The 14,124-nt window shown below is 42.7% G+C and carries 14 protein-coding genes; 12 read left to right on the top strand and 2 right to left on the bottom strand.

All coding sequences use genetic code 11. The features are described 5' to 3' along the window. Window positions 1-5 precede the first annotated feature (5 nt). Complete coding sequence (locus tag MKY92_RS18260) at window positions 6-542, top strand: hypothetical protein (protein WP_339297204.1); 537 nt, start codon at window positions 6-8, stop codon at window positions 540-542. Window positions 543-571: 29 nt separating this feature from the next. After that, window positions 572-1,300 carry a DUF1361 domain-containing protein gene (locus MKY92_RS18255; RefSeq protein WP_339297203.1) on the top strand — a complete coding sequence of 243 codons (729 nt, stop codon included), beginning with the start codon at window positions 572-574 and terminating at the stop codon, window positions 1,298-1,300. Between the two features lie 140 nt (window positions 1,301-1,440). On the opposite strand, the gene MKY92_RS18250 is transcribed toward MKY92_RS18255, so the two are convergent. Next, the gene (locus MKY92_RS18250) at window positions 1,441-2,379 is read right to left on the bottom strand and encodes an alpha/beta hydrolase (RefSeq protein ID WP_339297202.1); all 939 of its coding nucleotides are present in this window, start codon (window positions 2,377-2,379) and stop codon (window positions 1,441-1,443) included. Between the two features lie 184 nt (window positions 2,380-2,563). Here MKY92_RS18250 and MKY92_RS18245 point away from each other — a divergent pair, with 184 nt between their 5' ends. Continuing rightward, window positions 2,564-3,157 carry a TetR/AcrR family transcriptional regulator gene (locus MKY92_RS18245; RefSeq protein ID WP_339297201.1) on the top strand — a complete coding sequence of 198 codons (594 nt, stop codon included), beginning with the start codon at window positions 2,564-2,566 and terminating at the stop codon, window positions 3,155-3,157. Window positions 3,158-3,299: 142 nt separating this feature from the next. After that, window positions 3,300-4,322, top strand: coding sequence for a serine hydrolase (locus MKY92_RS18240; RefSeq protein ID WP_339301836.1), 1,023 nt, complete (start codon window positions 3,300-3,302; stop codon window positions 4,320-4,322). A gap of 84 nt (window positions 4,323-4,406) precedes the next feature. Here MKY92_RS18240 and MKY92_RS18235 read toward each other — a convergent pair whose 3' ends face one another. After that, a complete protein-coding gene (locus MKY92_RS18235) occupies window positions 4,407-5,372 on the bottom strand; it encodes a serine hydrolase (protein ID WP_339297200.1) in 966 nt (321 codons plus the stop codon). Window positions 5,373-5,638: 266 nt separating this feature from the next. Between MKY92_RS18235 and MKY92_RS18230 the strand changes: the two genes are divergently transcribed. From MKY92_RS18230 to MKY92_RS18195, 8 genes are all read left to right on the top strand, one after another. After that, window positions 5,639-5,908, top strand: a complete 270-nt coding sequence (locus tag MKY92_RS18230; protein WP_339297199.1) for a DUF6809 family protein — start codon at window positions 5,639-5,641, stop codon at window positions 5,906-5,908. Between the two features lie 283 nt (window positions 5,909-6,191). Further along, window positions 6,192-7,502: an SPFH domain-containing protein gene (locus MKY92_RS18225; protein WP_339297198.1), complete on the top strand. Its 1,311-nt coding sequence runs from the start codon at window positions 6,192-6,194 to the stop codon at window positions 7,500-7,502. Next, a complete protein-coding gene (locus MKY92_RS18220; RefSeq protein ID WP_339297197.1) occupies window positions 7,499-8,242 on the top strand; it encodes a hypothetical protein in 744 nt (247 codons plus the stop codon). The genes MKY92_RS18225 and MKY92_RS18220 overlap by 4 nt, the downstream gene beginning before the upstream one ends. A 513-nt stretch (window positions 8,243-8,755) precedes the next feature. Beyond that, window positions 8,756-9,217 (top strand): hypothetical protein, encoded by a 462-nt coding sequence (locus tag MKY92_RS18215; RefSeq protein ID WP_339297196.1) that lies wholly within the window; start codon window positions 8,756-8,758, stop codon window positions 9,215-9,217. A gap of 294 nt (window positions 9,218-9,511) precedes the next feature. Beyond that, the gene (locus MKY92_RS18210) at window positions 9,512-10,864 is read left to right on the top strand and encodes a glucoamylase family protein (RefSeq protein WP_339297195.1); all 1,353 of its coding nucleotides are present in this window, start codon (window positions 9,512-9,514) and stop codon (window positions 10,862-10,864) included. A gap of 434 nt (window positions 10,865-11,298) precedes the next feature. Continuing rightward, the gene (locus MKY92_RS18205) at window positions 11,299-12,105 is read left to right on the top strand and encodes a helix-turn-helix transcriptional regulator (protein ID WP_339297194.1); all 807 of its coding nucleotides are present in this window, start codon (window positions 11,299-11,301) and stop codon (window positions 12,103-12,105) included. A 135-nt stretch (window positions 12,106-12,240) separates the two neighbouring features. Continuing rightward, window positions 12,241-13,197 carry an aldo/keto reductase gene (locus MKY92_RS18200; protein WP_339297193.1) on the top strand — a complete coding sequence of 319 codons (957 nt, stop codon included), beginning with the start codon at window positions 12,241-12,243 and terminating at the stop codon, window positions 13,195-13,197. A gap of 137 nt (window positions 13,198-13,334) precedes the next feature. Continuing rightward, window positions 13,335-13,931 carry a cupin domain-containing protein gene (locus tag MKY92_RS18195; protein ID WP_339297192.1) on the top strand — a complete coding sequence of 199 codons (597 nt, stop codon included), beginning with the start codon at window positions 13,335-13,337 and terminating at the stop codon, window positions 13,929-13,931. Window positions 13,932-14,124 lie beyond the last annotated feature (193 nt).

Genomic DNA, 14,124 nt, shown 5'->3' with positions numbered 1-14,124 from the left:
GAAAGATGGAAGAGACCAATTGGAGTGTAGCAAAGGATTTGTTCGTCAAACATTACGGGAGCGCTATACAGATGCATCGAGAAGGCGTGTATGCAGACTATAAGCGATGGGACGTACCCCAAGAGTTAGAGGAACAATGGATAGGGGAGCGAATTCAACAATTAAGTTCCGAGCTGTCCATCATGAATTGGGATGCGGTGGATGAACTTGCTTTAATTGCCAAACATCGGGCAGAACCGACAATTGTTACGGCAATTACTGCATTTGCTTCAAGACAATTGAAGAGTGCGGACAGTATGGTTCGTCTCGTGTACGCTGAACGTCTGATTGAGCTGATCAAACGGTATGAATCCTCTCTGTCGATGGACAAGTTACGCGAGACCTATCAATTGACGATGGACTTGCTGGTCGATGTGGCAACTAAACCGTTGGTGCTTGATCCAGGCCATGAATTACAGCAGTATGGATTAAATGATAAACGTGGATTGAATTTGCGTGTTGAAAAGAATAAGGAAGAAATCATCCGCTATTTTCGAAACTAATTGAATTTTATCAAGTGAGGTCAGAATCATTGAGAAAACTGAATTATATTCGCATATTTATTTTCCTTAGTGTGGTCACAATAGTAACGCTAGGGTTGTACTATGTAGCCGCAGATTGGCTGGATCAGCGTTATTTCCGCTTCCTGATCTGGAATCTGTTCTTGGGCTGGATTCCTTTTGTGTTCTCTTATGCAGCCTATCTTCTAAGTGATGTGAAATGGAAAGGTGCCGCGTGGCTTGCAGTCGCAAGTGGTCTGCTGTGGTTGTTATTTTTCCCGAACTCCTCTTATATTGTTACGGATCTGGTTCATCTGACAGCGAGGAGTTCCCGGTATTATGGTGGGAACGGAGTGGACTACACGTATTGGTACGACTTGAGTGTTGTATTAATGTTTGTCTGGACTGGACTTCTGCTTGGATTCCTGTCGATGTATCAGCTTCAGGAAGTGATCTATCACCGAATTGGGCGCTGGGCATCCTGGATCTTTGTACTGGCAGGCTGTGCTTTGGGAAGTTACGGGGTATTGCTTGGACGTGTATATCGACTGAATAGCTGGGACGCACTGACGAATCGCGAGACGCTGATTGAACTGATGCACGAGAGTGTAAGCCGCCCGTCTCTAGCGTTTTGCCTGTTTTTTGGCACGTTTATCATTACGATCTATGCCACATTGTATTATCTGATCAATACGAGGTCTCCCCGTGAAATGAAGAAGAGGGCAGGAAGTCCCGAGTCGGACCTGCATGCCTTACGCTAACATATTTTTTAAAAAAGCCGAACTTATTAGATCTAATCTTAATGTACATTGCTTGAAGGGCTGTTCCAAGTCATACACATGGCTATCGGAACAGCCCTTTAACATTGGGTCGAGCGCAGGATGTTCTGAAAAAGATATCTCTACTTATCAGAGATTAGCTCAAGGATTGTTTTCACAACCAGTTCAGGTTCATCATGAATAATCATATGACCACTGCGGGTCGCCTCAATGAGCTGACTATCCTTCGATATATTCAACATGTTACGTTGTCCCGATTGCCATATGGATTCGAGCTTCTGCCCAATGTCAACCGGAATCCCTGCACTAGCATAGTCTTGAGGACGTCCGCGTGCAATGATACGTACAGGGATTGATCCAAGACGTTTGCCACGAATGGCATCTTCTGTTGAATGGGCGTGGAGGGCTTCTTCTTCTTTGGCGTGAAAATAGGAAGGGGTAGCAATCACATTAACAAAAGTATCCCGATCTTGCTTGGCAACCAGACCATCAAGCATAAAGTCTGGAAATAATCTGAAAGCGCCAGATACCTTCAGTAAAGATAACAAGGAGGCAGGCGGGTTTCCCTGAAACTGAGCCTGTTCCAACAAAGCCTTTGTGTTCCGTTCATCATCCTCAGGTCGCGCATCAATGAGGACAAGGCTCTGAACCTCATTTGAATAGGTCTGTGCAAAGAGTCTAGCATACATACCCCCAAGAGAATGACCTACCATAACGTAAGGGCCGCGTATGTTCTCCTTCTCCAGAGCAGCATGTAAATCTTTGATGATATTTGCACCTGTACGTTCTGTAGGTGCAGATTCACTCCAGGCATATCCTGCGCGATCATACGTGACCACCGTTGCATGTTGGGCCAGTTCCGCAGGAATATCTCTCCACGACAAACTGGTCTCACCACTTCCAGCCTCCATAAGTATGGTCGGCGAACCGTTGCCTTGTTTATGAATGTGTAGCTGGTAACCGCCGACTTGAACGAGTGTACCTGGAGGTAGAAAGTCCTTTTTGGCCTGCGACGAAGCAAACCACTCATAGAGGAATGCGGCACCGATCAGTAGTAGCATTGTGCAGAATAACCTTATTATGAAGATGGAGAACCTGAATTTCTTGCTTTTTGAGGCTGGGGTTGTTGTATGCATGATCTTATGAATTCCTCTCCTACAGCTGTTTTTATGTTTTAGTACAATGTATTAAAAAGATTATAGCACAGTGTATTACAAAAAGAGAAGTTTGATGTATAATGTTGTCATGCCAAAAATCGTAGATCATGAAGCTCAAAGGAAAATCGTTGCTGATGCAGCCATCCGGGTCATTCGAGTGAACGGACTGGAGCATGCTACAGTTCGGAATATAGCGAAGGAAGCGGGACTATCTGTAGGTTCCATGCGTCATTATTTTGCCACACAGGCCGAATTGTTCACCTTTTGCATGAATCTTTTTGCAGAACGGGTACAGAAAAGGGTGGAGGCGTTACAGATGAGTGGATCTGTACTGCAGGATATGAAGAATTTGCTCTTGCAATTTCTCCCGTTGGACGATGATAGAATGATGGAAATGGAGGTTTGGTTTTCGTTTACAGCCAAATTATTGGTGTACCCCGAATTAAAAAAGTTAAGTGATCAGATGCATCAGGGGATGTATCGATCGGTTCAATGGGTGATACATGAGTTGCAGAAGCAGGGGATGACACATCCTGAACTGGATGCCGAGATGGAGATAGAGAAGTTATATGCTCTTGTGGATGGGCTCGCCATTCATATCCTAATGCAGCCAGATAGACTTACGGTACAACGAGTGGAACAAGTAATTGATCAGCATTTGAGCATGCTATGTCAAACTTAATCTTACGTTGTCTGAAGAAGGGTTATTTCCTTTTATAAGGAGTAATCCTTCTTTTTATGAAAATTTGGCAGGTATGCAGGATATGACGAAGAATTAAGAATGAGAAAGTAATAAATACATAGACAAGCAGGTGAACAACAAAATGTTGAATGCAGTAGAGCTGACAACAAAAGTAGAAGAAGTCATGGAACGCGTGAATTTTTCGGGTGTTGTATTACTCCAGCAAGCCGGGAAAACTCTTTTGAATATGAAACGTGGTTATGCGAATCGCAGTGAAGAGCTTGCCAATCAGGTGGACACACGTTTTGGGATTGCATCAGGATGTAAGATCTTCACGGCAGTGAGTGTATGCCAACTAATTGAAGCGGGTAAGTTATCTGCTAATTCCAAGCTGAACGATGTGTTGGATGTGGAGTTTCCACTATGGAACGAAGGGATCACCATTCACCAGTTGTTAACACACACGTCAGGCATTCCGGATTATTTCGATGAAGAAGTGATGGAAGACTTTTCAGAATTATGGAAAGACAGACCCGTCTACGCGATGCGGCGATTAAGTGACTTTCTGCCCATGTTTCAACATCTGCCAATGAAGTCTGCGCCGGGTGAACGTTTTCATTACAATAATGCGGGTTTCATTGTGCTGGGGCTTATCGTGGAACAACATTCAGGACTGTCGTTTACAGATTATGTGGAGGAGCACATTTTCAAAAGGTGTGGCATGAAGGACTCCGGTTATTTCTTAACAAATCAGCTTCCGCGTAACACAGCTTTAGGGTATATCGATCATGAAGATGGCTCTTGGAACACTAATATGTTCTCCATTCCTGTCAACGGTGGATCAGATGGTGGAGCCTATGTTACGGCACCGGATATGATTCGATTCTGGGATGCTTTGCTGGGTCACCAATTGTTAAATGAAGAGACGACACAGCAGTTATTAACTCCACACGCTCATCAAGAGGATGAAGAGTATTATGGGCACGGTATTTGGATTGACCGCAAGGAGGAAGACATTTTCAAACTTCATGTCATGGGATTTGATCCAGGGGTGTCGTTCATGTCTTCCGTGTATCCGGACTATGGTCTACAACTGGTTGTGGTCTCTAATCAAGAGTCTGGTCCATATCCAATAACAATAGCCATCGAAGAAGCTTTGGCATGACGAATAAACCCTCAACCAATGGTCAGGTTATGGCCACAAGGTTGGGGGTTCATTGGTCGAACAGGATAGAAGGACTGCCTGCGTTTATAACATTTTCCATAGCTCAGGGGCGATTAATCGAGGAAAAACATCCAGCGGAGGTTTCTCTTTCTTTCGTTTGTCATTGGTTAACACGGTAACAAGTTCGAGCTCTGGGACAATATATACATACTGACCACCAAATCCTCGCGCGTAATAATAATGGAGATTGGGTTTGTCGTCTTCAGCAGCAATATTTTCGGAGTCAGGCCTTTCGTTCGGATAGACATCCACCCACCAATGCCAAGCATAACTGCCATGATTCGGTGGAGTGACTGTAACGAAAGGCTGCGTCGAACGGAATACGAGATCACTTGAAATGAGAGACTCCCCCTCCCACATCCCTTGCTGTAGAAACAGCTGACCGAATTTTAGCAGATCTACGGGTAACATCTTAAGACCGAATCCGCCAGTATGTACACCTTGAGGGTCGCTTTCCCATTCATAATGCTTAATCCCGAGCGGGTCAAAAAGATAACGTTCTGCGAACTCGGCTACATTCATACCTGCATTTTGCATCAGGATGGCGGATAGGATCTGTGAGACTCCTGAGTTATACTCCATATATGTACCGGGTACATGGCTTAGGCTTTGTTCCAATGCAAAATCCACCCAATGATCGGTGCGAGTCATGCGAGGGAATGAATTCTGCCTGCCGAACTCGTCCCAGTTGAATCCGGCTGTCATGGTGAGCAGTTGTTCCAGTGTGATCGAAGGTTTACGAGGATCAGGATCGGATGTCAACTGTGGAAAAAAGGTGGAGATTGGGGTTGATGCCTCTGGCAACAAGCCTTTATCCATCGCTATACAGATGAGCGCGGACAGCACACTCTTGGTACATGAATTGATTTTTGCAATATCGATCGCAGCCTCTTGGTTGCGGTAGTGTTCGAACATGATCTCATCGCGTACGCTGACCAGACAGCTTCGCAGATCCAGCGGCGGAATGATCTGTTGTAACTTGGATGACATTGATGAAGGATTCATATTGTCCTTTCTGTGCGGTTGATTTGTTATAGGATTTTGTAGAGATAGGTGTCCATTATCTTAGCATAGTCCTGAGGTAGGGCTCAACAAGCGCTACATTATTAAGTCAAAGCAAGCATGCAAAATGAATATCCTATGAAGCTATAAGAATCACATGCGAATATTGCATAAATCCCCAGCATTGTCTGACAAACTTATATAATTGTTATGAGAAGAGCACAAGACATGTATAAGAGAAAGGGGGCTGTGATGTGGGAAATATAATAGAAGAATTATATTACGGTAACCTGAGACCAGAGGAGAATATTGTTCCTAAAGATTCGGAGTATCGATCTATTAATAAGGAGATTACAGCTTATATCGAAAAATTCAAGAGAGAGCTTTCGGAGGATGACTTTAAACAGTTGGAGAAACTATTAGATATGACAGATCAAGTTCACTCTATGCATTCAAAAGAGGCTTTTGCGAGTGGTTTCAAAATTGGGACGTTGATTATGATCGAGAGTGGATCCTCAAGCTAATATCTTGATTTTTCACAACATGTGGTTATATAGTTACCTCTTTCCTATGAACATGTGGAAGAGGTTTTTACTATTATGAACATGTCAATATAGGAAAAATATCATATGAAAAATGAACTATGTTAGTGTGTATTAAGGTTAGAAATGGTAAAATATCAATGCCTAAACATCTAATAAGTAGATGAAAGATAATTAAATATAGGAAATAATGTAGAATCAGTGTTTTAGCAAAAGAACTTTATAGTAAATTATAGTAATCTAATACTGAATTGAGGAATTAAACATGGCGATTATTGACGTAATTAAGTATGATGGCTCACCTGATGTATTTGCTTGGAAACATCCCGAGACTGAACTGGGAACATGGACTCAGTTAATTGTGAATCAATCTCAACAAGCAATTCTTTTCAAGGATGGAAGAGCGCTTGATATGTTTGGACCCGGAAGGCATACGCTGAGTACTGCGAATATCCCAATCTTGAACCGACTCGTTAACCTTCCGTTCGGAGGAAAGTCACCTTTTGCAGCAGAAGTATGGTATGTCAATCAAGTAAGCGCATTGGACGTTAAATGGGGAACGGCGAATCCGATTCAGATCCAGGATCCCAAGTATAATATTATTGTTCCCGTAAGAACATTTGGACAAATGGGAATTAAAATTTCGGATTCACGAAAATTTCTGGTCAAGCTTGTGGGAACACTGCCTGAGTTTAACCAAGCTAATATGATTAATTACTTCCGTGGGTTGATTATCATGAATATTAACTCCATGTTGTCATCATATCTAATACATAGAAAAGTAAGTGTTTTGGAGATCAATGCATATATCGCCGAGATATCACGACATTTTGCAGATACGATAGCTTCTACTTTTGAAGAATTTGGTATTGAGTTAATCAACCTGTATATTCACAATGTCAATCTCCCCGAAGAAGACCCTTCAGTCATTCGATTAAGAGAAGCGTTGGCACGCAAAGCTGAGATGGATATCATTGGGTACACATATCAGCAAGAACGTTCGTTTGATACGCTTGAAGGTGCAGCGAAGAATGAAGGAAGCATGCAGTCAGACATCATGGGCGCAGGGCTTGGTATGGGGATGGGAGTTGGTCTAGGGGGTTCTTTCAGTGGCGAGATGTCCCAGATGTCTAAAGTGATGTCTACGAAGGAAACGCCTGCAGTAAGTATATGTAAGCAGTGTCATCATCCGAATCAGGAGAACAGCTCTTTTTGCAGCAAATGTGGCAATTCATTAGCCGAAAAATCGGTAGCAACAACAGATTGCAACAATTGTGGACATGCCTTGCCACAGGGAACCAAATTCTGTCCTAACTGTGGCGACAAATACCATGCATGTCCATCATGTGGGGCGGATAATGCGGAGAACGCATTGGAATGTATCCAATGTCATCAACCGATGCCTAGCCCATGCCCAAATTGTAACCATATGAATTCCGGTCATACAAAATTCTGTGGCAACTGTGGCACAAGTTTAAGCTTGAAATGTAGTCGGTGCCAACATGAAGTAAAACCCGGCCAGAAGTTCTGTCTCGATTGCGGAAACAATCTGCAAGAAGGAGGACAGGCACAGTGATGGTAAAACGGAGCAATCTCTTGATTTTGGATGTCGTCTATTTAATATGCATGTTAATATCGTCAATCGTTTCTTTTACGCTGTTTAATCATGCGCTTCTGTCGTTTTCGTTTTGGATAAATCTCGTTGCTTCTTATGTAGCGATTACGGCTATTTGGATCTACGCACGGTTCATCATGCAAAATATGGATCGGTTTAAACGGTTTGTTCCAGGTTACACAGCTTTAGGTGTAGTATTGGTTATTTATCTAATTTGTGTGATGATCTACACGTTGTTAACAGGTTCAGCAGATCATGCGCTTCGTTGGTTCGTATTGTTACACACGGTAACGATTGCGATCACAATTATTTTGTGCGGAATCATTATGATCTATATTCAGAGTGCGCGCCGTCATGAAACAGATGAACATACAAAAATCGCAAACTTACAATTAATCGAAAAAGCTTTACAGCAATTGCTTCATACCATGGTGCAACATCCCGTCCTAACTGTGGAAGAGGAGCGCAAAACCGTTCAGTCATTAATTGAACTTGTAAAGTATAGTGACCCAATCACTCCGGATTCACTTGAGAAAAATGACCGCCAGATCTTGCTGGACATTGAATTGATGAACAGTGAGCTCGCAAATCAGTACGAAGCAGGGGAATTGGTAAATAGTGAACGTTTTGCTTCGCAACTATCCCAATTAAAGTTCCGTTTGAAAGAGCGCAATCAACAGATCATGACAAGCAAATCATAAATTGCAGGAGGAAACGCAGTGAAGAGATTTTTTGGAATTATATTCATTATCCTTTCGTCTCTGACGATCTTGTTATCTTTAATATTAATATCCGAAGGAACAGAAACGGCCATTATAAGTACAATAATTCTTTTTATCCCCGGGGTTATCGTACTTGTTACGGGCATTAAAATGTGTGGTCGACCTAAATCTCATTCTAGGACTGATCAATATCATCACTACGATTCTATTGATAAGCAAAATTACGAAGATCAGCATCAAGAGAAATATGACGAGACACCTCAAGAATCTGTAGCCGTGAATTGTTCAGGGTGTGGAGCCAAGGTAAAGGTATATCCTACTTTGTATGCGGAATGTGAGTATTGCGGAACAACGATGAGGATCTCGTAAACTGTTTAGCTGACATAAAGACACTGTAACAGCTTTAGCGGACGGATACTTGTAGTGTGTACGACTAGGCCTGGAGTTTAATTGGGAGGAATCAGATTGAGGAAGTTTTTCGGGCTCTTTTTCATGTTTTATGCCATTGCGATCCCCATACGATTACTTATGGAAGATAATCTCGTAGATCAATTGAATATAGTTCTTGTAGTTGAGATTATGATCGTTGAGTTTTTATTTTTGTTTTTTGGCATTAAATTGCTTAGGAAAAAACGTGTTAAGAAAAAGCGTGGTCCGGAACGAAAGTTTTATGGGGGAGACTATGGAGGTCATCTTGATCGCGAAGATGCGAATCCGCATACTGATTCAAGTTACAATAGCAACACTGTGAGTTACAGTAGTCATAATACAATTAACTATACAGAGATCAATTTCTCGGATAAGGAAAACGCTGAAGAGAAAGCCGAACAAAAAGTTGAAGAGCCACAAAGGCCTGTTTCAGTGAGTTGCCCGGGGTGTGGGGCGAAGGCAAAAGTGCTTCCTAAGCAATCAACGGACTGCGAGTATTGCGGAACAACAGTTGTAGCAACTTAGAACGGTTCAGAATGGATATGAGAAAGGATTAAGCCTGATTCCTATGGAGTCAGGCTTTTTATCTCTTCAAGTTAGAATCTATAATAAATCCCTCAAAAGATTAAATACGTCATATAATTCCGCGTGTGCTGCTTTGATGTGGTCCCTTTAATGAAACGTTTCGAATTCACATTTATAATTAAGCCACATTATATTCAGTATTTGTAAGCGCTCGATTTTTCTTGTTTACGGTAATGGGAAATTTATGATAACATATACACGAATCGTTTCGAATCCATTTGAAGGGAGAAAATCATGAAAAAGGTAAAACAATTCAGCTTTATTTTAACTTTTTGTCTGTTAGCTAATCTAGCTTTAACTCCTATGGCTTCAGCAGGTGACTCAAGCAATTTAATTGGATTTCGAGCAGAATTGAAAGCGATTGCATATAAGACCTATACGTTTTTTGAGGAATATACGGATCAGAACACTGGTTTGACTTACGATGAAGTACGGCACACTGAAAACGGGATAGAAGAAGCTAAACGTACCTCGCCGACAAACATCGCAATGTATATGATGAGTACCGTTTCAGCCCAACAAATGGGCATTATTTCAAAGAAAGAAGCTGTACATCGTCTGCAAACGACTATAAATTCCCTCGAAAAGTTAGAAAAGTGGAACGGTCTATTTTATAACTGGTATAACACAGATGACGGATCAGTGAAGAAAGATTGGGGCCAATTTATTTCCCAAGTCGATAATGGCTGGTTATCCGCTGGTTTAATTGTTGTTGGGCAAGCCTATGAAGAACTTCATGGGGAAACAAGCAAGTTGGTCGAAAATATGAATTATACTCCGCTATACGATCCTGAATTCGGCCAATTCCGCGGCGGTTATGATGTGGCTAAAGGCGCGCTGACGGACCACCATTATGGGATGTTTTATACGGAACCACGTGTAGGCAGCTATATTGCTATTGGGAAAGGTGACGTTCCCCAAGATCATTGGTGGAAGATGTATCGCACATTACCTCAAGAATGGGATTGGCAAGCTCAGATTCCTCAAGGTAAATCCGTTAAGTACGATGGAGTGGATGTGTTTGAAGGAAGTTATGTATACAAGGATAAAAAGTTCATACCAAGCTGGGGAGGCAGTATGTTTGAAGCCCTTATGCCAGGTATGGTCATAAAGGAAAAAGACCTGGGTACTCAAGCTTTGGGATTGAACAACCAGCGTCATGTCGAATTGCAGATCAAATATGCCAAAGAGAAAGGGTATGCAGCATGGGGGTTTTCACCTTCTGCAACTCCCACAGGATACAGTGAGTTTGCAGCAACGCCGTTAGGTACCTCAGGTTATAAAGATGGAGCAACGGTAACAGCACACGCAACATTCCTTGCTCTGGATTATGCCCCAGAAGCTGTTCGAAAGAACATTAAAGCTTTAAAGAACTTCAAAATGTTTGGCAAATATGGGTTCTATGACTCAGTCAATGTTGAAACAGGAGAACTTGCAAAAGCTTATCTGGCACTGGATCAAGGGATGATTATGGTGTCGATCGCCAATTATCTTCAAGATGGCGTTATACGCGATTATTTTCACAGTGATGTGATAGGGCAGACGCCAGAAAAATTATTGAAAAAAGAAGTGTTTTACATCCAATGAAGGAGAGGAGAACTTGTCATACCATTGTTCAAATGGAACGAAGCAGCGTGTTTTCTGCTTCGTTTTTTCTGCTTCGTTCCATTTGCATTTGTCGACCATTGGGCCATTTAAAGTTAATTAGACAATCATAACGCAAATGGCTTGCCGTTCACTTGATGAAATAGTCATCAAAACTTGAAGACAATGCGGACTGGAGAGGTAATAAACAGCAAATTTTCGCATTCCTGCTTCGTGACCGTACACACAGTACACATCACCAACTTCGGGGATCATGGATGTTCCTTTTGTTCTGCACCATTCGATGCTAAGCTACTTGTAAACGAAGTATTCTGTAGAACTAATAATAGATGAATTATATCAAAGTCATTCAGAGACTACCATTTTGGGATAGAGCCGAATAGGCTTGGATACTTTTATAAAAAGGAACGATGTCTATGGATACAAGTATGAGCCGTAACAAAAAACTGGGTGAGTTTTTGAAATCACGGAGAAGCCGCATTCAACCGGAACAGGTTGGATTGTCAGGATCTTATGGACAGCGAAGAACACCCGGTCTACGGCGGGAAGAAGTAGCGGTATTGGCCGGTGTCAGTGCAACGTATTACACGTGGCTCGAACAGGGTAGGGAGTTGGCAGCTTCACGAGAAGTGATGCAGAGCATAGCGAACGCGCTCCGGTTAACGCCGGAAGAGAAAAGTCATCTATTTGACTTATGGGACCCGAATACGGAACATGAATTCCTCGCTTCGTATTCACAACTGGAGCAAGGGTGGCAGAGTATTATTGGCCAGTTGACTCATCCTTCCTTTATTACCAATGAACGTTCTGAGGTACTTGCCTGGAATGAAGCTGCAGATACGAACCTTTTCAACTTCTCGTCGATGAATATGAATGAGCGTTTAATGATGCGGATTTTATTTCTGGATACAGCACTCAGGGAGCGTATGCACAACTGGGAGGAATTCGCGAGGCACTCGGTAGCGGTATTCCGTACTTATTATGACAAGTATACGAGTGACCCCGAATTTAGCAGAATCGTGAAACAATTAAGTGAAGAAAGTGTGGACTTCCGAACGATCTGGAACCTGCACCAAGTTGAGTTCAAACAAGTCAATCGTGTCCTGCTTGAAACGACAGATCGGGCAGATGGCGTTGTGCATGCATACGATATCTTTTCCATGAACAATCTGAACAGTCAATCAGGCATTCATTGTTGTATTTACGTTCCTGTTGCCATATAGAAAATTGATCAAACTGGTAATTTCTTTACTAGCATAAACAGAGTGTGGTTGGGATCTCGGGAGTGAAATAGAATGAACTCAAGTTCATACGTATCTAGTTGACGTTTCTATTTCAAGATGAAAAGAGGGAGCCACATGCTCAAAACAAGAACATTGGGAAATGATAAATTACAAATATCTTCGCTCGGCCTGGGTGTGATGATGATGCCAGATAATGACGAATCGGTACATACCATTCAGGGAGCGCTAGATGCAGGAGTTACCATGTTTGATACGGCGGATCTGTACGGAGCGTATGAAAAACAGCAATTTGGAGGGAATGAAAAACTGCTTGGGCGCGCGCTTCAAGGTCGAAGATCCAAGGCAATCGTTGCCACCAAATTTGGTATAACACACACGCAGGGCCCCAAGGGAGATCCAGCCTACATCAAAAAATCAGTAGATGCGAGTCTCTACAATCTGGGAATGGATTATATCGATCTGTATTATCAACATCGTCCTGATCCGAATACACCCATTGAAGAGACGGTAGGCACACTTGCCGATCTGGTTCAACAGGGGAAGATTCGATATATTGGTTTGTCCGAAGCGCCAGTAGAGATTATTCGGCGTGCACATGCTGTTCATCCGATTACAGCGTTGCAGACCGAATATTCATTATGGAGTCGAGAGCTTGAGGATGAGATTATGCCTGTCCTGCATGAATTGAACATTGGCTTGGTTCCATACAGCCCATTGGGCCGGGGCTTCCTGACAGGTCAGATCCGTTCAATAGACGATCTGCCGGAAGATGATTATCGTCGTCATTATCCGCGTTTCCAAGGTGAGAACTTTCAGAAAAACCTGGAGGTAGTTGGCTTGATTCAAGAGATGGCTAAGCAAAAAGGATGTACAGTCTCTCAACTTGCTCTGGCCTGGTTGCTTGGAAAGGGAGAACATATCGTTCCGATCCCGGGGACTCGCAACCTGGATAGAGTTCATGAGAACTTAGGAGCGCTGAAGGTTTCGCTTACGGATGATGAGATGAACCAGATCGATCACATATCACCTCAAGGCATTGCAGCTGGAGGCAGATTCCCTGGTCAAGTCTAGTTTGTTTATACATGATGCCAAGCAACCTAAAGTTCAGGATTAAAACACTATATAACATGTGTCAACGGTATTATCTTTCTATTCTCCGGCATACAGTACAACAATGAGATGTATGCCCAAGGAGGAGAAATGATCGTATGATGAATCCGATTTTGCAAGCCCCGAATGTTCCGCTGGCAGCCGATTCCAATGCGGTTGTCAATTATCAGAGGGATTCACGCAACTATGTAACCCAGTTGTTTGGAGAACAGCTGCCGACCATTGCGAATGGGTTCTTCAATGTGTACTTAAGCAAAGGAATCATTGTGCAGCCGCACTGGCACACCAATGTCACGGAGATGGTTGTGGTCATCACCGGTGAAGTTACAGCATCAGTCTTTAATCCGTTTACGCGTGAACGATTGACATATCGTCTGAAACCAGGGCAGGTTGTGGTATTTCCGAAAGGCTGGTTTCACTGGTTTGTCGCTGAGACAGATGATGTATATTTATTAACAATCTTCGATCAACCAACGCCTGATATTGTGTTTGGAGCGGATTTCTTGGCAGCTACACTGCCGGAGGTGGCTCACCGTGCGTACTGTTTGGATGAGGAGGCATATGCGAGAGCAGTTGCTTCTATTAAAAATGATGCGATTCTGGGCCCTCCAATAGGGTGTGATACGCAGGTTTCTGATCAATCGACTTCACCCTCCAAGACGTCCGTGTCACCATCCAATAAACAGGAGTCTTAATTCAAGATTCCTTATTCATGATCAAAGTACAAAGCCTGTAACTGGAATAACAGTTGCAGGTTTTTTGATGTGTTGTTGTAATAATTGTATGAAGTCCACAGAGGGGATTTGACATTATGTTAGAAAATAATTTAAAAGCCTGGCTCAGTGTGTTACGTTCTCTGTTAATATAGTATGACATCCAACAAAATGG

This window comes from Paenibacillus sp. FSL R5-0623 (genome assembly GCF_037974265.1).
Taxonomy (GTDB): domain Bacteria; phylum Bacillota; class Bacilli; order Paenibacillales; family Paenibacillaceae; genus Paenibacillus.
Note: the sequence above shows the minus strand (reverse complement) of the source record. Positions and strands in the feature narration are given on the sequence as shown.

Bases quoted from the DNA above. Each gene is read 5' to 3' on its own strand.
- MKY92_RS18260 (WP_339297204.1), top strand. From the start codon at position 6: ATGGAAGAGACCAATTGGAGTGTAGCAAAGGATTTGTTCGTCAAACAT.
- MKY92_RS18250 (WP_339297202.1), bottom strand. From the start codon at position 2,379: ATGCTACTACTGATCGGTGCCGCATTCCTCTATGAGTGGTTTGCTTCG.
- MKY92_RS18245 (WP_339297201.1), top strand. From the start codon at position 2,564: ATGCCAAAAATCGTAGATCATGAAGCTCAAAGGAAAATCGTTGCTGAT.
- MKY92_RS18240 (WP_339301836.1), top strand. From the start codon at position 3,300: ATGTTGAATGCAGTAGAGCTGACAACAAAAGTAGAAGAAGTCATGGAA.
- MKY92_RS18235 (WP_339297200.1), bottom strand. From the start codon at position 5,372: ATGTCATCCAAGTTACAACAGATCATTCCGCCGCTGGATCTGCGAAGC.
- MKY92_RS18225 (WP_339297198.1), top strand. From the start codon at position 6,192: ATGGCGATTATTGACGTAATTAAGTATGATGGCTCACCTGATGTATTT.
- MKY92_RS18215 (WP_339297196.1), top strand. From the start codon at position 8,756: ATGTTTTATGCCATTGCGATCCCCATACGATTACTTATGGAAGATAAT.
- MKY92_RS18210 (WP_339297195.1), top strand. From the start codon at position 9,512: ATGAAAAAGGTAAAACAATTCAGCTTTATTTTAACTTTTTGTCTGTTA.
- MKY92_RS18205 (WP_339297194.1), top strand. From the start codon at position 11,299: ATGGATACAAGTATGAGCCGTAACAAAAAACTGGGTGAGTTTTTGAAA.
- MKY92_RS18200 (WP_339297193.1), top strand. From the start codon at position 12,241: ATGCTCAAAACAAGAACATTGGGAAATGATAAATTACAAATATCTTCG.
- MKY92_RS18195 (WP_339297192.1), top strand. From the start codon at position 13,335: ATGATGAATCCGATTTTGCAAGCCCCGAATGTTCCGCTGGCAGCCGAT.